Origin of the sequence: Paenibacillus eucommiae, from assembly GCF_017874215.1 — a bacterium.
GTDB lineage: Bacteria > Bacillota > Bacilli > Paenibacillales > NBRC-103111 > Paenibacillus_AI > Paenibacillus_AI eucommiae.
This window is the reverse complement of record NZ_JAGGLB010000016.1, coordinates 135366-157110: the sequence shown is the minus strand read 5'-3', so window position 1 is coordinate 157110 and position 21745 is coordinate 135366. Positions and strand designations below refer to the sequence as shown.

At 42.1% G+C, this 21745-nt stretch carries 18 protein-coding genes; 1 reads left to right on the top strand and 17 read right to left on the bottom strand.

Features of this window, described 5'->3' with window-relative positions:
- Window positions 1-4 precede the first annotated feature (4 nt).
- The 4 genes from J2Z66_RS22455 to J2Z66_RS22440 all read right to left on the bottom strand — a co-directional run bounded on the left by J2Z66_RS22455 (window position 5) and on the right by J2Z66_RS22440 (window position 8457).
- Window positions 5-1000: a phosphotransferase gene (locus J2Z66_RS22455; RefSeq protein ID WP_209974565.1), complete on the bottom strand. Its 996-nt coding sequence runs from the start codon at window positions 998-1000 to the stop codon at window positions 5-7.
- A 161-nt stretch (window positions 1001-1161) separates the two neighbouring features.
- Window positions 1162-1740 (bottom strand): hypothetical protein, encoded by a 579-nt coding sequence (locus J2Z66_RS22450; RefSeq protein WP_209974564.1) that lies wholly within the window; start codon window positions 1738-1740, stop codon window positions 1162-1164.
- Window positions 1741-1878: 138 nt separating this feature from the next.
- Complete coding sequence (locus tag J2Z66_RS22445) at window positions 1879-2289, bottom strand: VOC family protein (protein WP_209974563.1); 411 nt, start codon at window positions 2287-2289, stop codon at window positions 1879-1881.
- Window positions 2290-2475: 186 nt separating this feature from the next.
- Window positions 2476-8457: a DUF4838 domain-containing protein gene (locus J2Z66_RS22440; RefSeq protein ID WP_209974562.1), complete on the bottom strand. Its 5982-nt coding sequence runs from the start codon at window positions 8455-8457 to the stop codon at window positions 2476-2478.
- Between the two features lie 268 nt (window positions 8458-8725).
- On the opposite strand from J2Z66_RS22440, the gene J2Z66_RS22435 reads away from it, so the two are divergent.
- Window positions 8726-9619, top strand: coding sequence for an AraC family transcriptional regulator (locus tag J2Z66_RS22435; protein ID WP_209974561.1), 894 nt, complete (start codon window positions 8726-8728; stop codon window positions 9617-9619).
- Between the two features lie 129 nt (window positions 9620-9748).
- Here the strand turns inward: J2Z66_RS22435 and J2Z66_RS22430 are convergent, their stop codons facing one another.
- The 13 genes from J2Z66_RS22430 to J2Z66_RS22370 all read right to left on the bottom strand — a co-directional run bounded on the left by J2Z66_RS22430 (window position 9749) and on the right by J2Z66_RS22370 (window position 21631).
- On the bottom strand, window positions 9749-10690 hold the full coding sequence (locus J2Z66_RS22430) for a copper amine oxidase N-terminal domain-containing protein (RefSeq protein WP_209974560.1): 942 nt from the start codon (window positions 10688-10690) through the stop codon (window positions 9749-9751).
- An 86-nt stretch (window positions 10691-10776) separates the two neighbouring features.
- Window positions 10777-11565 (bottom strand): PhzF family protein, encoded by a 789-nt coding sequence (locus J2Z66_RS22425; RefSeq protein WP_209974647.1) that lies wholly within the window; start codon window positions 11563-11565, stop codon window positions 10777-10779.
- Window positions 11566-11690: 125 nt separating this feature from the next.
- Window positions 11691-11999: a hypothetical protein gene (locus J2Z66_RS22420; RefSeq protein WP_209974558.1), complete on the bottom strand. Its 309-nt coding sequence runs from the start codon at window positions 11997-11999 to the stop codon at window positions 11691-11693.
- Window positions 12000-12012: 13 nt separating this feature from the next.
- Window positions 12013-12153 carry a hypothetical protein gene (locus J2Z66_RS22415; protein ID WP_209974556.1) on the bottom strand — a complete coding sequence of 47 codons (141 nt, stop codon included), beginning with the start codon at window positions 12151-12153 and terminating at the stop codon, window positions 12013-12015.
- Window positions 12154-12280: 127 nt separating this feature from the next.
- Window positions 12281-13078, bottom strand: a complete 798-nt coding sequence (locus J2Z66_RS22410) for a lipid II flippase Amj family protein (RefSeq protein WP_209974554.1) — start codon at window positions 13076-13078, stop codon at window positions 12281-12283.
- 710 nt (window positions 13079-13788) lie between these two features.
- Window positions 13789-14820 (bottom strand): Cfr family 23S rRNA (adenine(2503)-C(8))-methyltransferase, encoded by a 1032-nt coding sequence (locus J2Z66_RS22405; protein WP_209974552.1) that lies wholly within the window; start codon window positions 14818-14820, stop codon window positions 13789-13791.
- Between the two features lie 318 nt (window positions 14821-15138).
- Window positions 15139-16620 carry an Lsa family ABC-F type ribosomal protection protein gene (locus tag J2Z66_RS22400; protein ID WP_209974550.1) on the bottom strand — a complete coding sequence of 494 codons (1482 nt, stop codon included), beginning with the start codon at window positions 16618-16620 and terminating at the stop codon, window positions 15139-15141.
- A 296-nt stretch (window positions 16621-16916) separates the two neighbouring features.
- Entirely contained in the window at window positions 16917-17618 is a 702-nt protein-coding gene (locus J2Z66_RS22395) for a GNAT family N-acetyltransferase (RefSeq protein ID WP_209974548.1), read from the bottom strand.
- An 83-nt stretch (window positions 17619-17701) separates the two neighbouring features.
- On the bottom strand, window positions 17702-18151 hold the full coding sequence (locus J2Z66_RS22390) for a GNAT family N-acetyltransferase (protein WP_209974546.1): 450 nt from the start codon (window positions 18149-18151) through the stop codon (window positions 17702-17704).
- A gap of 355 nt (window positions 18152-18506) precedes the next feature.
- Entirely contained in the window at window positions 18507-18680 is a 174-nt protein-coding gene (locus tag J2Z66_RS22385; RefSeq protein ID WP_209974544.1) for a hypothetical protein, read from the bottom strand.
- A 1-nt stretch (window position 18681) separates the two neighbouring features.
- Window positions 18682-20016 (bottom strand): IS91 family transposase, encoded by a 1335-nt coding sequence (locus J2Z66_RS22380; protein ID WP_245375742.1) that lies wholly within the window; start codon window positions 20014-20016, stop codon window positions 18682-18684.
- A gap of 113 nt (window positions 20017-20129) precedes the next feature.
- Window positions 20130-21092: a GNAT family N-acetyltransferase gene (locus tag J2Z66_RS22375; protein ID WP_209974543.1), complete on the bottom strand. Its 963-nt coding sequence runs from the start codon at window positions 21090-21092 to the stop codon at window positions 20130-20132.
- A 29-nt stretch (window positions 21093-21121) separates the two neighbouring features.
- The gene (locus J2Z66_RS22370; RefSeq protein WP_209974541.1) at window positions 21122-21631 is read right to left on the bottom strand and encodes a GrpB family protein; all 510 of its coding nucleotides are present in this window, start codon (window positions 21629-21631) and stop codon (window positions 21122-21124) included.
- Window positions 21632-21745 lie beyond the last annotated feature (114 nt).

Here is a 21745-nt window from a genome sequence, read left to right as displayed (position 1 = left end):
TTATTTAGCAATCTTTAAATATGTCACCTAAATTTCTGAAATAAGCCACCTTACTATCTATAAATCCAGCATCATAATCAGCAATTCCTGAAAACTCTGCTTCACTTAAGCACAAACCAAAGAGCCAGAGCTGTCTGAGCGCAACGAATATAGGCACGGCGTCAACATCATTTTCACTAAAATGTCTAATGTCCCTGTATCCATCCAGAAAAGCTGCCCAAAGCCTTTCAACTTCATCTTTATTGTCTCTACTATGGATTTCTCTAGCCAACCTAAACTCAGCAATATCATAGGCTCGCCATCCATACCCACAAATATCGAAATCATAATGCGTCAGCTGCCCATCATCCGTAAAGGCTGCATTTGTATTGCCATGTAAATCCCCATGACATATTCCCCAATCCAAACCTTTTCCCAGATGGTCCATAATCTTCTGTTTTAATCGCATAGCAAGTCCATAAAGAAAATCATAATCCTCTTGACGATGTGCCATATGTAATTTAATTGTACTAAGCGGCCCTTCAATCAGATGCTCAAAATCAAGATCAGCTCTTACGTGTTCACTTTTAAAGCTGTCAGCAGCTTTGTGAATTTGCGCAACCCCTTTTCCAAATAAAAAACTATCTTCTACGGAATGTATAGGCTTTTCATTGCCTTCAGCAAAACTAAACATAACCCCATACTTTACACCTTCGGGCACGAAAAATTCATTTATAAAAGTTCCATCTTTTTTTAAAATTGGTATTGAAACGTTTACACCTTTCGCATGGAGATCATTCAATAAATCTAATTCAAAAGCAACTTCTGAATGATTTCTCCTATCAGCACGATAGACTCTAAAGATATATTTGGCTTGCTCAGTTACTAAAACATAAGTATCGTTCATTCCTCTAAGGAAGTACTGGAAACTAACTGGTTTATGGATCACATAATTATTTTTTATATGAGATAATATCGCCGCTGTCGACAATAGTGAGTATGCTGCAGGAAATAAAGCCAATTTTACACCTCCGAATAATTATTCTTCTTTAGGTAGTTACTGATAGGACCCCTCATGGGTGAAGGATCCAATTGTGTCTCCAATAGTAGGATTTTTCTGAAAGGAACTCAAGATACAATTTAATTTTAATCAACTATTCTGTTTTAGAGATTAACAGCTCATCATCTCCTAGTTGTTTCAAGAAACCACCAGATCAGTTTATGATGACCCTTTAGTTTTGTTGGAATGTCCTCTATAGTTTTTATTGCAGTATCATTGCTACTCATATCACTTTTATACTCTCTATAAATAAAATAAGAACCATCCAAGGGAATTTGTAGTCTGTATTTATACAACGCTACAATATATTTTTCGTTTGCACCCTCATTGGTATGAGAAATTGGTAATTTCATATCTTTTATTGGCGAATCATCAAAATTTTTAATAGCTGAAATACTATACCATACTTGCTTAGAAACGCTTGGGCTAAACTCTTGGGGATAAAGCACAATGGTATTCAGCACGGTTAAGAGCAAAATTGTAAACCACGCCAACGTGTAGCTAAGGCGCTTTCTATTTAATCTGTGAGTGATGTAGACTCCCAAAACTATAATGATGGTGTTTAAAATAAAAATAGATGGTAAAGCAACAATTCTCCCTAATCCTGTGTATGGAAACAGCTCAATTAAAATATAGAACATAAAAAGTGTAGGTATAAGTCCTATCAGGACCTTCATTAAGGATCTAATAAATGTACTCATTCTTTTCCTCATTCCACATGATGTCTAGAAAGATTCGTAGAGTTAGCCTAATAACATAGATGAAGATTATCCACTAAACTACTGCCAATAGCACTTTAATGGGCCGCCATGAGGCAGCCCTTTTTGGCATTTAATACTCTATGTAGCTTGTACATCTTTAATCGGTACCATATCGATCATGTTAATCATATGCCCATCCGGATCAAATACATCGAACAGCACATGATGATTCCAGGGAGAATCCCACGACTCAAGCTCAGTAACGCGGCACCCTCTCAGCTTTAAATCGGCATGCATTTCCGGAACACTGATGCACTTGAAATTGAATACAGGGCGTTCGTAAACTGGGATTGATCCCTTCATCTCCGCCAAGGTTAACAGTGCCGCATGATCGGGATGAGGATCGCAAAACAAGGTCGCCCCCCTGCTGCCATCGCCCCAGTCCTCGATCCCCCGACAAACAAGTCCAAGAATTTCTGTATAAAATACTATGGATTGTTCTAAATTACTGACGGGTAAGAACACACTCCCCAATTGCTGAATTGGCATTCAATTCTCCTCCTTGAGCACCACACACGTGGATGCCAATATCATCTGGTAATATTAACCACTATCATCATATCGCATGCATCAGCTATTCGTAAACGGATTTATTTAACTATCGGTGCTCATTGTAAAAGAAAAACCTGCGGAGTTAGCCGCAGGCTTTCTTCTTTTGTAGCTTCAATTCCAACATTAGTCCGGCTGAATCGTTATGGTCGGATGAGCAGGGATAACCTCAGGTGTTTCCGGAGTTTCCCAGACAACGCCCAGATAGCGTTCCAAGAATGCCCTTACCCCGGCTTCTATACCTGCATCCGTCAATCCCATAATTTTGATCGTCCTGCCCTTCACCCAAATCACGTATTCATCATTCACCAGTTGACCCAGCTTCAGATCAAGCCCAGTATCTCCTGTAGGGGCGCTGCCTCCTACTTCAATCCGGATCAAGTCTTGATAAAGCGCTGCTTCCTGCTGCAGCCTTTCTTCGGTTATAATCTCCAATTCAGCATTGGACGACTGCTTGATATAATCAACCAATGTATCTGCAGCGCTGCTCGAAATCTGTTCAAATCCCGGGTTTTCCAGAATCAGATCCTGACCGCTCGAATCCTTGAATTGAATATCGTCAAAGTACATATTGCGAATTCCGTCTGAATCCGAGAAAAGCTGGATCGAAGCGTATGCGGTATTGGCCGGAGCAAACAGGCTTAATGAAATATCGGCCCATTCACCTTGAATTCCGCCTTCTTTATAAGCTGCCGTAATCGTATTATACTGACTATCATAATAAATAATTAGAATTAACGGCAAGGATCCGGATTCACTGTAAGTCTTTGCACTGGCCGTATAAGTTTCTCCTGCAGTTACGGGTATAAAATTCGTCTGCAAACCCTGCACCTGCTTGGGCCAAATATTTTCATCATTAATATGAACGCTGTAACTTCCGCTGGCTTTCCTGGATGAGACAACCTTCATCTTGCCTGCTACCATCTCATTAATAGGATGTGTAAGCTTCCAGCCCGCAATCTTATCATCAGTTGGCGTCGGCACGACTACAATCGCCCGGGCTTGCCCCTCTTCCACAATAACAAGGCTCTCTTGTTCAGCCGCGATCACGAAGGCAGGGGCTTGAACTACTGACCCGCCCTTATAGCTAATCCGGTATACTACCGATTGATCGGTCGTAGCTGCAGCCAGGATTGGAACTATTAGCTCAGCAATCCCGGTTTCGGAGCTCCATGCCTGGACCGCCGCCGTTACCGCTTCTGCTGTCCCCCCGTTAACAACCCGCTCGATGCTGAAGTCCCCTGATGAGGGCTCTGTAGACCCGGCAGGCAATTTAACGGTCAGCTTGCCATTCACTGCAACTGCAAATACATCTTCTCCACTTGGCTGGTCTTCCAAATAAATCATATTAAAATCTCCGGTTGCCCATGTATTACCGCCATACCAGCTAAAATACGGAGGTCCGCCATGATAATTCCGCAAAAAGAATCCCATCAGCGAAGAAACCTGATCCGGATCGATCCCGATACTGCTGAATGGTATCGCCTGTATCGTATTCCATCGGTCGCTGTATACCTGGGACCGGACTTCCCAAGGCATATCCGGTGCCGCCTGTCTGCCTGTCGGCGGGTTGACACCCATGGTAAAGCCTATTTTCTTATCATTAAAATTGCTGAAAAATCCTTTATACATCACTTTCGTATCTCCAAGGAAGGTTTCCACCGAGTCCGGAGTTGCCCCATTCCACCAATTAATAGCAGAATTGATAGCATCATTCGTAATCATCCCGCTAATGTTAGGATCAAAGTTTTCATATCCTACATATATATACGCATCATCCCACAGCAGGCGCACCTTTGTTTCCGCTGTTGGCTGCTCCTTGGATGGTGTAATCAGAAAATCGTTAAACGGTTTAGCGTTTACCCAAGGACCTTGTTCAAAATCCAATGATTGCAAAATGATATCTTTACTTGCAGTCGTTTTGACGGCATAAGCCGGATGCTTGATCATTCCCGGATGCTCAGCCAGAATCTGATTGATTTCCCCGCGAATGATACCGTTCTCGTCTTCATGAGCCTCTACATAGCTTAGCAAAGCATTCATCAGAACCTGCTGTACACCATCCCACATCTGCATATATCTCATTTGATTCGCTTCAATATACTGCTTACGCTCTGCGGCCTTCTGCAGGCTTAATTTGAAATCTGCGAGCATGGCCAAGGCTTCGGTTTCATTCACCGGTGGCTCCACTTCATCCTCACGCGGGAAGCTCAGTGCTGATGCCTCATAGAATTCGAAGGTCCCCATCAGATAAGCCGCGCGTTTCTGCTGCTCTGCGGTTCCTTTCGTCTGCGCCTCATTAACCACTTGCTCCATCAACTCACGAGCAGCTTGCAGCTCTTCCTTCGTAATCATCGTTAAATACTCATGCGTATAAATATTCAAATAATTGGATCTAGGCTTTGTGTATTTCCATTGTAAATACCAGTCTGATTCAAATATGCGCGTAGTCCAGAATTCCTCCCAGTGTTCGTAATATTGCTGCAGGTAAGGAGCTGCATCCGGCCCGACAGCAGTCTCATACCATTCCTCGGTCAAGGCATCGACATCCTGGTCGGCATTCCACTGCATTTTGGCTGCCAGCCACAGCTTAGGCCCTTCACCAAAGTTCGGTAGCCATTCCGCTACATGCCCGATTACGCGGTTCTCCTCAGCATATTTATAATTGTCCGCCATCTTCTGCAAGTACATTCGTGGTAAATTATAAGGTGAACCGAATAAATACTCGTAGAACCCGATATGGGTCGCCGATTGCAGCCATTTATCCATCAGTATTTGCGCCTCGGCATCTATATCCGAATCCAGCCACGTTAACCGGTCGTCCGTGATATAGGGGACTACGTTAGGATGCAGCTTATAAGGAGATCCATCCTCGTTCTTCGGCGGATCATACACTTGGGCATAGGCCAGCATACCGAAGTATTTATCAGCAAGCTTCCCTTCCTGTGCTGTACCGTTATGATAATTCAGTACACCTTCTACAATCTCATTCACCCAAGGATAATATAAATCCGACATATTCAGCAAGCCTACTGAATTTAGGTGATCTGCTCCGGGATAATTTGGATGTGACGGGTCCGATTCACAGTGTGCCCTGCTATCCGTCACTCCCAGAGAAAACGAGGTAGCCCCCGGGTTCTTTTCGAAATACTCTACAATTCTTTCAACCGCTGCCGCTGCCGTATCCGAGTTTAAACATGGATTCCATTCAAAGCTTCCAGGCTCGGGTACCACATTACCGGGATAATATTCCGGATGATCGGCAAATACAACAGGATCGAATAGGTGCTCCAGATTATGATGGAACTGAATATTGTCGTGCATCCGGTTCAAGCGCAGCCACTCCGGATTCTCTGCTGGCGTTTCCATCCAGAAAATATGACGGGATTGTGAGGTTGGCTCATCACTGACCGTTTCGCGCGGCAGAACGATAGCATTACGGGTAGGCACATGCTCGCCATCTTCTCCCGGCATCAGCCAACGAATCCCCAAATAACGCTCCAAAAATTCATACACTCCAAACTCTGTTCCCCAGCTGGTAGAACCCGAAATTCTAATCACATCATCCGTTGTTTGAATAACAAAGCCCTCGCTATTCAGGCTCCCCAATAATTGATGAAGTGAGGTCTCTTCCGAAGGAACACCTCCGCCAACATAAATACGAACATGATCTGTATTCTGCCATTCCTCCTCCAGCAATTGTTCTTCGGTCACAACGGGCAGCTCGACTCCAGTAGATTTATTTATATACTTGACTAATGTTTCAGCTGCGATGCTAGAATCCTGCTCAAATCCGGGATTCTCTACAGTTAAGACATTCCCGCTCGTTTCTTTAAACTCGATATCGTCAAAGTATACACTTCTTCTTCCGATAGAATCAGACTGCATTACAACCGATGCATATTTGGCATTTTGGGGGGCACTTCCCGTAACAGTCAGCTTCTCCCATTGTTCAGCCGTTATGCCCACAACAGCGGGATATGTCAGCAAGGTTTTATTGGCATCGTAAAAATAGATGATTAAAGCCGGGTTCAATTCACCTGATTCCAGATAATAGTAAGCACTTGCCGTGTAACTGACTCCTGGAGTAACCTCCATCAGGTTGCTTTCCACCGTATAGTTAAATTCATTGTCATCGTTGATATGCAGGCTGTTGCTGCCGCTATTATGCCTGATATCGGTCACCCGTACGTTCCCTTTTAGAAACGTATTATGGGAAAACCACCCCGGGATCTGGTCAACGGCCAACGGCAAATCAGAAGGAATAACAACGACCGCTTGGGCTTGACCGTTCGCAACAATCTGAGTTCCTGCCGGAATCACAAAGGCTGCGGAATCCACTGCAGCTGTTCCTAGATAGCTAACCCGATAGAGGACTGACTGCGCTACCCCGCTTGCAGCAACAGGTGGAATGGTAAGGGAGGCTTCTTTAACTGCTTCGTCCCATTTTAGCTTGACAGGTGACACGATAACAGGGCTTCCTCCATTGATGATTTGTTCTACGATAAAATCACTTAACACGGGTTCGGCAGCCTGGACTCCATCCAAGGCTACATCTACTTTCCCGTTAGAAGCAATAACCGAGACGATAACAATCGGAGTTGGCTCCGGCGTTGTGGTTGGTCCCGGTGTTTCTGTCGGCTCTGGTGTTTGCGTCGGTCCCGGTGTTTGGGTTGGCGTTGGCGTTGGTGTTCCATTATTCCCACCGTTTCCTGCGGATCCTGAAGTAACTGAATTGGACACACCTGCCCCTTTGAGCTGCTGAGGCCGCTTTTCAAACTCACTGCCCTTCGCCTTCTCATTCACCGTTGCAGTCTGGATCACTCCCTGGCCCAGCACCTTTACAATCGTATCCAGGATAATGTCAACAATTGTCGCTTCTGTCGCCACCTTCAAGCTGCTCCCTTGTGCCTGCTCACCTATCTTCAATTTCTCTATCTTTCCACTCAGAAGCTCGATGGTCACATCCGGGTCCGTCACTTCCACTTGATTGAAGTGCCCCTTCAGGACAACCGTCACCCCCTTCTTCAGGGTTTCCATAATTTGAACGAGTTCAAATCCGATACCGGTATCTGATTGGGCTTGCTCCAGAATTACAGAAGACTTAACTCTGATCGCCGCAATTTTTCCGTTATTTTCTAAGACGATCCGTACAGTCCCTTCAGCCCTATCTACGATAACGGAAGCCAGGAAGCTGTTTGCCACATGAATACTGTTACTGCCACCTCCGTTAATCGTAGTTGTGCCTTTCACAGTCACCTGCTGAAGCGTGACATCTCCTTCTCCAATTCCTTTTGCAAGCAGCAAGCTGCCCTTGATCTCCATATTTTGCAGAGTTACGCCCGGCACTTCAACAACGACATTTCCTTGTATCGTTTGAACACCGCTTACAGGCCCGTATGTACCTGCTTTACTGTAGACCAGTGTCTCCTGGGCCTTCAGCTTAAGCGCCCGCTCCAACGTCACGACTGCCTCTGCCCGTGTAATGGAAGCGCTAGGCTGGAAGCTTTTGTCTGGATAGCCTTCCATCACCTTGACTGCGGCAGCCGCTGCAACAGCTTCAGCTGCCCATGGAGCAATTTGCCCTGCATCTGTAAAACCGCTTTCAATCTTTTCAGTACTTTGCTGGCTCAGATCAAGCAGCCGGGCAATCATGACAGCTATTTCCTGCCGGCTGATCGACCGCTTCGCTCCGATTGTACCATCGGCATAGCCCTGCACATAACCGGCCTGAACTGCTTTGGCTGCATCACCATAGGCCCAGTATGAGCTGTCAAGATCTGAAAAACGGATATCGGCGGCGGCTGTAAATTCAAAGGACCGGTTGATCAGAGCAAATATTTCTCCCCGGCTTACCTTGTTATCAGGTCTGAATGTGCCGTCTTCATAGCCTTCAATCTGCCTGTCTTCGACCCATTTCTCCACCTGCTTCTCTGCCCAATGTCCACTTAAATCGGAAAATGCAGGTGAAGAAACAGAAACATCACGACTAGAGTCTGAACTTGCACCGAAAGCTGGTGCCACTGATGTGCCAAATGAAGTAAAAACAAGACAAAACGCCAACAGAAGAATAATCGTTCTGCTGAGTTTTTTAGGAACTATAATCATACTGCACCTCCAATAATATGGGTATATAAAAATGATGGTCCACCAAATGACGCTGCCAATCCTGCTCTGCTCAATCCTCCCTGACCCCTCAAAAACCCTGTAGCCTCCTTTCGGAATCATCTTCTCTTCGTCATCACTTATATGATAGAATGAAAGCAGTTGCAACAGGTGTCAAAAGCGAGCATTTTACTGACACTATAGAACCTTGGCCAAATAAGCCTCAGGAATTAGGGAACATGAGCCGATATTGCAATGGGAGGAGCAACAAATGACCATTATTCCCGAGCATATAGATGTAACGATCAATCTGGATACCCAGAAAGGATCTCTGCCCTTTTACATTGGCGTCCATGATATTACAGATCAAACCCCTTTGCATCACCACGATTTTGTTGAGTTTTCATTCGTCATTGAAGGGAGCGGCATAGAGAGCATCAATGGAAAAAAACACACGCTTCGCCCTGGGGTAGCCTCCTTCCTGCTTCCGCATCACATTCATGAAATTCATAGTCATACAGGTCAAACCGTTCGCAAGTATTGCTGCATGTTCGACTTCCATATGCTGCTGGGCTCCTCCTACGATTCGGACTGGTGTGCCTTGTTGTATGAAATCGGCACTCAATTCCCCTCATATGCTGAATTCACAGCTGCGGAAAGCCAAGGGTTGAAAGAAACGTTCCATAAATTGTTAGTAGAAAGCACCCGCCCTGTCCCGCTTCCAGGCCGGAGCGGCATGATCCGTTCCTTATTAACAGAAGCTCTATTGGTATTTGTACGTGCTGTCAGTACCCATAAGACGATGGATAACCTCGTCGTCATCCCTGATTTGCAGCAGCCCTTCTGGCCCATTATTCAATATCTGCATGTGCACTACACCAGTAGACTGTCCAGGGAAAGTCTCGCAGATCACTTCGGTGTAAGCGCTCCCTATATTAGTCGGATATTTAAGCATTACACAGGCCAAAGCTTTCTTACCTACCTGCATCAGCTGCGCATTGAATCTGCAGTTAACCTGCTACTTTCTACCAATATGCCGATTGTAGATATCTCAGCAGAGACTGGTTTCGATTCCGTCCGCACCTTCCTGCGCGTATTCCATAACACCAAAGGACTTACACCCAAGGCATATAGAAAGATGCATGAACGTCAAATACAACAATAGACGCCAAGTCAGCAGACAAGGCGTTAAGGCGTTAATATGAAGGCTATATTTTTCTTACCTCAAAAACAAATAGGAGCGGATTCATTGAGGCATTTTTTATCCATTTAACCGATTGGGCTTAATTACTTACTATTCTTGAAATTCCATACTTTCTAGTAACTCTTTGAAATATAGAATTGAACTCTTATATGTAACCTGGTAGGAGGAATACCTAATACTATAAAACTGGAGATCAGACTTAAATACGATGAGGGTATCTATTCGCTTATCCCAGTCAGTATCATTCACATAGGTCAATTGCATAGCGTCAAATCCAAACAGTTTCATTTGTTTTTCTTCAATAATGGAATCATTAGAAATAGCAGCCTTCTGTTTAGCACGATCCAAATAATCAATTAATGTTATGTCTTCCGTCTCGTCAGTTTGGGGCTCGGCCGATATAAATAACATCGTGAAATTGAAGTAACGTATAGCTAACTGAAGATTCTCAACATCCTCGACGGTCGCGAAATCCTGAACCCTCTCATCTACTTCTGATTTATTTTTTTCTAGCCCCGCCATATTTCTCCATAGACCATAAACGGTAAAATGAAATTTGGCGTCGCTGCTCGTATATTCTTTCTTACTGTGGATCGCTACCGTACGGTCTCTTTCATCCCATTCAACCTTTGCCTGAACGGATTCCGAGATAAAGCGCACTGGAACAAATGTATGTCCCTCTTTCAACTTAGGCGCCACTGGCAGCGTGACAGAATTACCATTTACTTTGGCTACCGGATTATCAATCTGTAGTTCGATTTGTATACCTTGCTTACGTCCTATGATCGTGCGAGTGTGATTATCCCATGAGATTTCTAGTCCCATCTTTTCGAAAATAGGTCTGAATTGAACAAGTGTTGTCGAGTTTTCAATAAAAGGCGGGTAGCTAAATGCAATTGAATTCGCGTCTAAAGAAACTTGAATATTGTTGTCCGTAACTGTTGAAGCTTCTGTTTTGACAATTCCAGTCCCGATAAATAAAAGAGTTATCAGTAATAACAATCTTGCAGAGATCATTAATTTATTAGTCAATCAGCACACATCCCTTAATCTATAGTTAAAGCAAAGCAAGAATCTCATAATCTCTCGCAACTATCATTTACTGTATATCACTTCACTTACTTTGATATTAACAATTCACTTTTAATAACGGTAACAGCTTGTCCTGCCATCATAATTCTATCGTTTTTTATAGTAATTTTAAGTATACCCCCACGTGCTGAGGCCTGATAAGCGTATAATTCATTTTTCTTTAACTTATTGCTCCAATAAGGTGCAAGGCAACAGTGGGCTGAACCTGTAACCGGGTCTTCATTAACCCCTAGCGCTGGGAAAAAACACCTTGAAATAAAGTCAAATTCAACCGATTTGCTCGTTACAATGATCCCTCTCGTTTGAACTTTTTCCAACAAGGAGAAGTTTGGCTTTAGATTTTTGAGAACATCTTCGGATTCTATTTCAATTAAATAATCTAGTCTATTTCGCCCTACGTAAATCGGTGTTATTTGTAAAGCTTCGATGAGTTCCGATGGGCAGCTGCAAGCAATCTCTGGTTCCATGGGGAAATTCAGTTGGATCCAAGACCCGCTTTTTATGGCAGTCAAAAGACCACTCTTTGTGTAAAAGTTAGCCTGTTGGTCTACAGTCAACATTTCCTTTTCCCATAAAATATGAGCACTTGCCAAAGTAGCATGACCACACAAATCAACCTCAGTGTTTGGCGTGAACCATCTTAGTGAATATCCATCTTGATAGGGAAACAAAAAGGCCGTTTCAGATAAGTTCATTTCTGCGGCAATACTTTGCATTTGATCATCATCTAGCGGGCCAGGCGTTAAACAAACAGCTGCAGGATTTCCCTTGAAAGTTTTATCCGTAAAAGCATCAACCACATATATCGGCAGCATCACTAACTTCCCTCCTTTCCATCATTTGAAATTTATCAAAAAGATTATTCATCCTTTCGGAAAATAGAGAAAAGGACAGCCGCGCGGCAGCGTTTCTGATATTCACCTCTTTCTTCAATATGAAATCACCCTTCCACTACATCCGCCATCAATTCACCTGCAACCTCAATCATCTTAGGGATCACAGCTTCATTAGTGCCAGATACGTAAATATCCCCCTGATAATGCCGAAATGGGATCTTTATATCGCCGTAGCTCCACATGAAAAAATCTCCCTCAATGGACATGCTGGTAGAACCTGCTACAGTAAACACAGATGTATAGGAAAAATCAGGTTTGGAAGTAAAATACCGTTTGCACTCTTCCAAAGATATCGTTTGCACCGAATTGCCGTTTTCCTGAAATGCTCTTGTAATTCTATATCGTTGACTCATTAAGATGCCTCCACTATCGTCCAATTTTTCTTTGAAAAGGCTGTTCACTATCTAAAAAAATCAGATGCTCCATATCCGCTCTAATGCTGCCCCATCTTTCCAACAAATTCCCCTTCGGATCATGCAGCGAAATCGCCGAATTCGTCCTCTGCAAACCTATTTTACCCCAACGATTTATTTTGAACAATGCTGTATTTAAGGTAGAACACGATCACCACTTGTATTTACGAGGGAATATAAAGAGAAATCAACTAAATCATATAGTGATCTGATTATAGGATTTATAAGTAAGGGACAATTGCTTTTATCCAATAAGCTGCAGGTATAAATATGACTTGTGCTAATAACGTCCCGCAAAATCTAGAGAACATGAGAGCACCAAAAACTTTATTAATGGATGATAATTTCGCTTCTTTTCTCAAAGCTTTATCTGTCAATAATGCAACCTGCGGATCAATCAGTATGGTCAATAGTATAGTGGCCACTCCGTTTATTAATCCCGAGGATTGAGAAGCTCCAATGCTGTATGGCCCAGGCAAAAATGTTGCATATAAAGCTGCCAATACGCCCACGGTATAAATAGCTGTGACAAAGCAGTTCATAAGCATCAAGCGTTTTGGGACCCCACCTGCATGAAGGCGTTGAAGCATTTCCCATTTCGGCATTCGAATATGGTAGAAAATATTTTGAATAACACTGACTCGGAGTGCGTGTTTTATCATTTTCGGGATTGATCCCGCCTTCTCCAGATGCGATACCATACGTCCAGATAAGCCCACAAACGTAGGGAATAATGCTATTGCTAGTAGCGTACCAAGGGAAGCTGCGGCTAAAATAATCCGAAAGTTACCAGCCAGGTTAAATTCCAAATGGCTCTTGGCAAAATCAACGATTTTGCCGGTCATTGTTCCCTGAGCAATATTTGACGTTCTCGAAACAAGAACAATCATACCTGTTAAAGAAAGTGCAATAGCTAGCTTCCCCGTCCGAATTCCTGCCATTCTCACCGCATAGGAGAGCGTTTCAGCAGAATGGATTATCAGGGTAAGTAACGATATTAATACGATACGTTCGACCATTCGATAACCCCCAGCTTGTATGAATTATTTACAATTTTTCTCAATATCGGCCTTCCTTCTATATCATAAAGAAGTTAATTTTTCTAAAAAAGAGAAACTTACTTCATTTTTATTTCTTATTTTTGATGTTTAGATTCGAAAGGCACTTTGAGGAGCGTATTTAGTGACTAGGGTGCGTTACAAGTGAGGTGGGTACACATCTTTAAATGCGGACGATACCGCTATTCCGTCCACAGCTGCTAAGTGCTGAACAGACCATTCTCCCAAGACTTCCTAGGGGTCGGAAGCGCTGTGAATGAAGATTTGAGAAGGAGTGTTGCTTTAACGATGTTTTTCATCGTTAAAAGCAACATCTCGTCTCCACAAGCTTACTTTAATGATGAAAAACATCGTTAAATCCCTGTTATCCACCCAGATGGGCCCGTCCGGCCTCTTTTAACGATGAAAAACATCACTAACGTGGCTGATTACCTGGAAACATTTACTTTAACGATGAAAAACATCGTTAAGTGAAGCACACGCTCAAACGGGCCACCAGCAAAATTTGCTTCCTGAGGCGAAGGGATAGTGAAGATAGGGAAAATCTCCGCTTCCTTTCTGATTCCCTTGGAGAATGAACAAAAACCATAAAAAAAAGCAGACAGCCTCATGCAACATACGGACATACGCTGCTTTAAGACTATCTGCTTCTAAACAAGTTTCAAGATGGATTAATTTGATCCATACAGCTGACCACAGGCAGCATTAATATCTGATCCAAATTGGGTTCTGACTGTGACCTGGATTCCCCTTGACTTTAATATTTGAACGAACATTTTGACACTGTTCCGGTCAGACTGCCCATAGCTTTGGGGCGTCTCATCGGTCGAGTTATAGGGTATCAAGTTAACATGGTAGAGATGCTCCCATAATCCTCTTCCCAACAATAAAGCAGCAACAGCATCCGCATGTTCGGTTGAATCATTTATCCCTCTAAGCATTATATAAGCGATATATACCTTTCTCCCGGTATGCTGTATATGGCTATCCAACGCTTTCATTACTTCATGCAGTGGGAACCGCTCATTAATGGGCATCAGTTCACTTCTCTGAGCATCAAATGGTGAATGCAGCGAAAAGGTCAAGTTAACTTGTGGGAAGTCCTTCATCAGTCTGTATATTCCCGGCAAAATACCAATTGTAGAAACAGTTATTCTTCGATGCCCTAAACCAAATATTTGCGGGTCGGTCAGTGTCTCCAGCGCATCAAATATATGAGGATTAGCAAGCGCCTCCCCCATTCCCATAAAAGAGACACTGTCCAAAGCATGGCCATTCAAGTGAAAGTGCAGCAGTTGGTCGGTTATTTCATCGGTTGTAAGATTTCTTTTCAAGCCGATTGTACCTGTAGCACAAAAACTACAACCAAACCCGCAACCACACTGGGAGGATATGCAATACGATTCCCACCCGCGTTTATAACTTAACCTAACTGCCTCTATACGCTCACCACCTGCTATGGCAAACAGAAGCTTGCTGACCTGATTTGATTTTTTTTCTAATACCGGTGTAATGCTGGATACATGATGTCCAAGCTCATTGATCAATTCGTCCCGTACAAACTTAGGTAACATGGTCATATGTTCAAATTCACCGATTTTTTGTTTGAAAATAGCTTCTATGATCTGAAGATATCTGTAACCTGGCTGTTTAAGGCTCGATAATATGTGCTGAATCATTTTATATTTTGATTTTGGTTTCATTGTTTTCTCCTTTTAGCACGGAGAAAAACGCAAAAAAGCACCAGTCGACCGGCGCTTTTTTGCGTTTTACATTAACCAAACTATAGTACAAAAAATCTAAGCGATTATAGAAGTCATCGTTTAGTGTATTTATATATAGAAGGATAAAGTTCCGGTGGCTGCTTAGTTATTTGGTGAACCATGTCAACGATCATTTTAAATGACAGGTTCACATTAACATCTACAACTTCAGCCATCACTTTCATCCTCCTTAAAATTGTAATTACTAAATACAAAAAACAACATAGCATACATTCTCACCATAATCAAGAAGTCAGTTTATTGGAGCTTTATGATCTTTGTAGCAATATTTTTGCAAAAATCACTGTCATGCTCCACAAAAAGAATGGTTGGCGAGAATTCAAGCAGTAACTCCTCAATCTGCATGCGAGAAATAACATCAATAAAATTAAGCGGTTCATCCCAAATATGCAAATGAACTTGTTCACAAAGACTTTTTGCAATCAGCACTTTTTTCTTTTGGCCGCCGCTAAAAGCTGAAATATCCTTTTCAAATTGAACTCTGGAAAAATCAAGTTTTCTTAAAATAGATTTAAAAAGACTTTCATCAATCCCATTTTCTAAAGCGTAATCCGTTAAATTCCCCTGTAAATGTGAAGTGTCTTGTGAAACATAGGATATTTTAAGCTGGCTGCCTTTTCTGAAAGTGCCTGTATAGTTTATATCCTCGCCGCAGATCAGTTTAATAATGCTTGATTTCCCGGAGCCATTTTTACCTGTAAGTGAAATTCGATCACCTTGCTCAATAGTAAAACTTATATCTGTGCAAACCTTCTTCTCACCGTAATAAATAGAAACATTGTCAAGTTCAGCAAGCTGAATTTTATGAAAAACAAGTTGTGAAATCTTTAAGCTATCGGAGCTTTCAATATTTTTAAGGAGCATAGACCTTTCATCAATAGCAGATTGCTGTCTATTCTCAATTGCTTTAGAGCGTTTCATCATTTTAGCAGCCTTGTGACCAATATACCCTTTATCTACCTTGGAACCGGAATTTCTTGTACCATTTTTAGTTTTTTCCACTTCGTGTGACCAGTTACTCGTTCGTTTAGCAGATTCCGACAAGCGTTTAATGTCTTTTCTTAGCTTTTCGTTCTCTGCAAGCTCAAAGTTATCTTGTCTCACTTTATTTTCCCACCAATCGGAGAAATTACCTTTTTGTATCTCTACGTTGGTCTTATTGATTGAAAGTATATGATCTACGCAGTTATCAAGAAATGCTCTGTCGTGAGACACCAGAATAAAACCGCTTTTGGTTTTCAGATAATCACTGACAAGTTTTCTTGCATTCATGTCAAGATGATTGGTTGGTTCATCAATTAACAAATAACTATTTTCCTTAAGAAATAATGCAGCCAACAATACTTTCGTCTGCTCTCCGTTCGATAATGAATCAAAGGGCCGATATAAAACATCTTCAGAAACCTTAAGCAATGATAGTTCACGCATTAATTCCCAGTGCAGATAGTCTGGATAAATGTCTTGAATGACATCAAGGGTATTATTTTCTTTGTTTTCAACATGAAATGGGAAATATTCAAAACTGACATTCGCTGATATATTTCCGCTGTATTCATATTTACCAAGCAGCAGGCCCAGAAATGTAGTTTTCCCTCTACCATTTCTTCCCGTAAATCCTAATTTCCAATCGGTATCTAATTGAAAATTCACGTTTTCAAATATGTTATCGTAACTGCCATCATAGGCAAACGTCAGGTTTGTAACATTTATTAATGACATCAAATTATCCTCCTGTATGAAAATATAAAAGCTACAAGAAAGTTACCTTCTTGTAGCTCAAATAAATACAGTTAATCCAACCCGCCATAGAGTTAGATTAGGACATATTGTTTGAGTGAAAAGATGTAGTAACTCTCTTGCATATAAAAAATAAAACATGCGAAAAATACCGCTTCTATTGTTTTATTAGTTTATATTGTTTGCAAGAAAAATTACATTATACTTTTCAACTCCATTCATTAAATTACATGCATTTTATCATACCCATTTTTTTATTGCAACAAATAAATTATTCGTTATCCGCTGTATGTATCCAATAATTTGTTCAGTTCTCGCTTATTCAGCGGATGATAAGTGATGAGTCTGCCATCTAAAAGCACATTGAAAACACCATATGCAGAAGGTGCAAGCTGCGCATCTTTGCAGTTCTCTATACGAATTATTTGTGCTGGAAGCCCTCTATCCGCAGCAACCTCCAATATTGAATTTACAGCATCCTCAAAATATGGGCATTGGTCTGACCGGATAATAGTTATTCCTTGCCCATGTTTTTCCGCCCTCTGCTCCCAGCCATGGTTAAAATGAGGAACTGGATGATTATCAAAGCTATTTACTATTAATTCAAAACAAGGTGGCGCAGTGTCAACTGATCGAAAGCCATATTTCATGAAAAACGATTTATCCGATAACCAAGTTTCGGAACTCGTAACCATTGCAACACCCGACTTATTTTGAAGTTTCGCATCGTTTAAACATGCTTTAAGTAACGCGGAACCGTATCCCTTACCTTTGCCTTTCCCAACAATCCATAGACAATGGATTATCATATAATTAGCACCCGAAATTCCTCTCCAGTTATACTCACTCGGAATATATTCAATGAACCCTTTAGGAACTCCATCTTCTTCAATCGTTTTTAGCTGCAATCCTTCTTGAAATCGTTCCAATAACCAAGAAAGCTTTTGATGATAACCTTCCGATTTGGGTTTACTTCTCATGCAAAAAAAACCTTTTTCATGCACATTTTCTTGATTAACATCAATGATTTCAAACAGAATATATCCCCCCTGAGGATGCTCGCTTATAGAGATAATTTCATACCTTCGTGACTGGATACAAATCCTAGCCGTTCATAAAATCGATGAGCATCATTACGCTTCTTATCCGTTGTTAATTGAACTAGCCCGCAGCAATTAGCCTTTGCGGAATCGATGGCGTGACGAAAGAGAGCTTCTCCAATACCTCTACTACGATATTGCTTATCAACACGTACACCCTCAATTTGAGCACGTGTCATTCCTAATCGAGCTAGCCCTGGTACAAATGTAAGTTGCAGACAGCCAATAACCTCATTATCTTCTACAGCAACGAGTATTGAATTTCCTTTCTGCCCCTGGATTTCCGAGAAAGCATCAATGTAAGCTTGAGGTAATGGAGTTTCAAACCGCTCACGGCTTACTCCTAGCTCATCATCAGCTAATAAGCGCACAATGGCTTCAAGATCACTTTGTAGTGCAGTTCTTATATCCATGCTTATCGCTCCTTTGCCAATAAAAACCTAATTCACACAGTCGTAGTGCACTCAAACCTTTTGATAATAAATTCGTTTCACAGTCCAAAAATCCCTTTATTATTAAGGAATCTTCCGTGATCTTTCTCGTTATGCAAACAACTTGTTATTAACCTATAGAGTCTGCCCATTAGTAAGAAAAACCTAGCCTGCGGCTAGGTCCTTGTCGAAATCGATACATTTGAGCATAGGAGGGAAATGGACATGGGGTTCCAACCGCCTTTAAAGTCGTGTTCTTTGAATGGTTGAAGTGGTTTGAACACGACTTTAAAGGCGGCCGCTATCGCTTTTCCACCCCATATCCATTCCCTTTCTTCTACTTGGTGCTTCCTTCTACTTCTCTAGTACCGATCCGGTCTTCAATCCGGTACTCATATCCGTGAACTCCCTTGTAATACTCGGGATACATTTCTCCTCCACACGCTTCGCAAGAAAACTGGGGCGGCACTTCTGGATCACCGTCGTCCATCCTGTCAAAATCACGTACCACACTAAGCGGGATCTCTTCGTTCCTTGAGCATATCAAACACACATAATTGACGACCTCCTTGAACTGCTGGTACTTGCTTACGCTCAATTGCTTTGCTTTCTTTTTCTTGTCCGCTTTTCTTTTCTTGGACACTGGTGACATCTTGTATCATCCTTTCTAGACATGCCTTTGAGGTGGAGCACACAGCGTACTTCACCCTTAATTTCCCGTCTTCAAGACATACTTCTCCCTTGTATTCATAGTAGCCTTCGCACTTTAGACAACAAGGCGGCTTCCCTGTCTGCTCTTTGATCCGCTCACTCCATGTTCTTCGTGTTAACATTCGTTTCGCCTTTACAATCCATCTTCTGGCTGTTTGTTGCCACTGACTTACTAACTTCTTGCAAAGACTCTTGATCCGCCTCGAGTATACCCCATAGTAGCGAATGGTCTTAAAGTTTTCATCCGGGATATGCCGTATCAGTCTTCCCATAAATTCTTCCACGGAGATGGTCTCCCTTTTCTCTTCTCCATCGCTCTTATCCCGGTATCGAAAGGTTACCCACTGCCCATCATACGCTTCGATTCGACTTACCGCTATCGCTGGTCTTCTCATATAACGCCCGATGTATCCCAGCTGCTCTTTCACATTCCCTTTCTGTTTTGGGGCATATATATAGAACCCTTCTCCGTTCTCCGAATAGGCTCTTTGCAAACGTTGCTGTATCTGCTTTTTCTTCAGTCCACCTAGCTTTTGGCGTAGCAGTTTTAACACGACCGTCTGCCATTGTTTGCGCAGCATCTCAAATGGAATGAAGTCGTATGTTTTCCACTCACCATTCTTTTTCATTCCACCCATGGTCACTAGCATATGCACATGAGGATTAAAATTGAGCCGCGCACCGAACGTATGCAGCCCGGCTATTATCCCAGGAGTTACCTTGTGCTTCTTCTCAAAATATTCCTTGATTATGCGCACAGCCTCATCCATGAATCCTTTGAGTAATTTCTCCCGATGGAGTAGAAAGACTTCACGTAATCCTTCGTCGATGGTGAAGACCACATGGCGATGGTTCACTTGAAATACATCTTGTTCCAAGATCCGCGCCCACTCCTCTGTTTCTCCGCAGGAACAGGTCGTACAGAATCTTCCTTTAGAGCGATACGGAACAAGCCGTAGATCATGACAACCTTCACAGACCAACAGCTTAAAACCATTTCGCGGATCGCCGCATTTGCGGAATTTCTCCACTTCCTTCACTACGTTAGAACGAAGTTTATTTTTATGTTTTTTTACAAATCGGTCCCAATGACCACGCTCATCAAAGAAAATTCGTTTCAGAATGTTCGTCTCCATACTCTAAATTTACCAAAAATAAATACGGAATAGAAGCCCCTACTCCCACCCCGAAAACTTATAAATTCTATATTGTCAAAAAAAGGCTGCACGAGGCAGCCTCTGTTATTCAACTATCTTTTCTCGTTTGCTTGACGCATTGTTTGAACTAAACAATAAATTCCGTGTTCTGATTGAAATCCTAAACCTTTATTAATAGCAAGCATAGCTGTATTGCTGGAGTCATTATGCGTAAACACAAACTCGGCGTTCTGCTCCTGTGCATATTCAATTGACTTGATTTTCACAGCAAGACCTAATCCTTGCCCGCGGTACTCTCTTAAAACGCCAGTCATATAACTGTAATAATTTCCGTCAGGGCGCCGGATAACCCATGCCATTGCAACCCAACAGTCATTATATATAGCTATCTTGACTCCACTTGGTTCCCAGCCATCCGACTCGGTTATTATTTTCTTCAGTTTCATCAGCTCCGTCGAATCTACTTCACCTATACTGGGAACATCCTTCATCAGTTCATAATGAAAATGTAGGAGTCTATCAACCATTCCATCATTCATGGAATAATCCGCGAGTGATACAAACCTAAAGCCCTCCGTCTCTTTATTTCCCACACTTTCGATAAGTCTAGACATATCCAACTGATAAAGATTCAGCTTGGAAGCGAATACATTTCGGGCTATAACAAACCCTCGCTTTTCAGCCCACGCAAGGTCCTCATAATTATTATCCCCAACGTTTGTTTCTAATACGATCGCCTCATGGGCAGTTACATAGCGCAATAACTCTTGATAAATTTTGTTTCCTATGCCTCGCCTGCACCACTGAGGATCAACCTTTATTTGGAGAAGAAAGTGCCCTGGTTTTGTAATGGGATCCCATGGCCCGCTAACCGCAAGACCAAATCCAATCAATTCTCCGTGGTCAGTCACAGCTCCAATACGCTTGAGCAATGTTTCCTCGGTCCGAATCTTTTCTTGGTAAAGTAGAACTTCATATGAAAGCTGAGTTGCTCCACATTCGCTCACCTTATCTTTATAGTTTTCAACAGTCAAAGGTATAAGTTGAAATTCCATTATTCCGCCTCCTATTGACCAATTTTCTATTAGGTTTCATTAAACCATGCAAGTGCAAGTTGTTCCATTTCCTTTACGAATGTTTTTTTAGCTGGGCTATAATCGCTTGTATGTTCAAACCTCTGAACTAATTCTTCTTTAAAACGACTGTACCTGGCTATTTCTTCAGGATGGCATCTCAAGTAATCTCTAAATATAAGATGCCGTTCAATTTGAGGGTTATCGGATTTATAGAAATGAATGTGATGGGTTCTGTTCTCTCCGCCTTTTTGAAATAACCTTCTTCCTGGAATGCCCCATTCTCCTGCAACATCATATCCGAGTGTATACATTTGATCGTTGAATAAATCTACTATTCCAATGTCATTTACCATACACATCATGTCGATAACAGGCTTAGCCTTTAAGCCAGGAACGGATGTACTTCCAAAATGTTCAAAACGCACTATTTCATCTCCAAATATCTTCCTCAGAAACTCAATTTCATCTTGAAATAACTTAACCCAATTTTCACTATAATCAGCTAGTCTTACTTTCAATAAAATACCCCCTGCTTGCAAAATCATATGGTTATTTATTCCACGTATCGTTAAATATTCCTTCCACTGTATGCTGGTTCACTCTCGTTCTCCGTTAGCGTTATATTAACTACT

Bases quoted from the DNA above. Each gene is read 5' to 3' on its own strand.
- J2Z66_RS22420 (WP_209974558.1), bottom strand. From the start codon at position 11,999: ATGAGTCAACGATATAGAATTACAAGAGCATTTCAGGAAAACGGCAAT.
- J2Z66_RS22425 (WP_209974647.1), bottom strand. From the start codon at position 11,565: ATGCTGCCGATATATGTGGTTGATGCTTTTACGGATAAAACTTTCAAG.
- J2Z66_RS22445 (WP_209974563.1), bottom strand. From the start codon at position 2,289: ATGCCAATTCAGCAATTGGGGAGTGTGTTCTTACCCGTCAGTAATTTA.
- J2Z66_RS22450 (WP_209974564.1), bottom strand. From the start codon at position 1,740: ATGAGTACATTTATTAGATCCTTAATGAAGGTCCTGATAGGACTTATA.
- J2Z66_RS22410 (WP_209974554.1), bottom strand. From the start codon at position 13,078: ATGGTCGAACGTATCGTATTAATATCGTTACTTACCCTGATAATCCAT.
- J2Z66_RS22405 (WP_209974552.1), bottom strand. From the start codon at position 14,820: ATGAAACCAAAATCAAAATATAAAATGATTCAGCACATATTATCGAGC.
- J2Z66_RS22380 (WP_245375742.1), bottom strand. From the start codon at position 20,016: ATGGAGACGAACATTCTGAAACGAATTTTCTTTGATGAGCGTGGTCAT.
- J2Z66_RS22440 (WP_209974562.1), bottom strand. From the start codon at position 8,457: ATGATTATAGTTCCTAAAAAACTCAGCAGAACGATTATTCTTCTGTTG.
- J2Z66_RS22375 (WP_209974543.1), bottom strand. From the start codon at position 21,092: ATGGAATTTCAACTTATACCTTTGACTGTTGAAAACTATAAAGATAAG.
- J2Z66_RS22400 (WP_209974550.1), bottom strand. From the start codon at position 16,620: ATGTCATTAATAAATGTTACAAACCTGACGTTTGCCTATGATGGCAGT.
- J2Z66_RS22435 (WP_209974561.1), top strand. From the start codon at position 8,726: ATGACCATTATTCCCGAGCATATAGATGTAACGATCAATCTGGATACC.
- J2Z66_RS22395 (WP_209974548.1), bottom strand. From the start codon at position 17,618: ATGAGAAGTAAACCCAAATCGGAAGGTTATCATCAAAAGCTTTCTTGG.
- J2Z66_RS22390 (WP_209974546.1), bottom strand. From the start codon at position 18,151: ATGGATATAAGAACTGCACTACAAAGTGATCTTGAAGCCATTGTGCGC.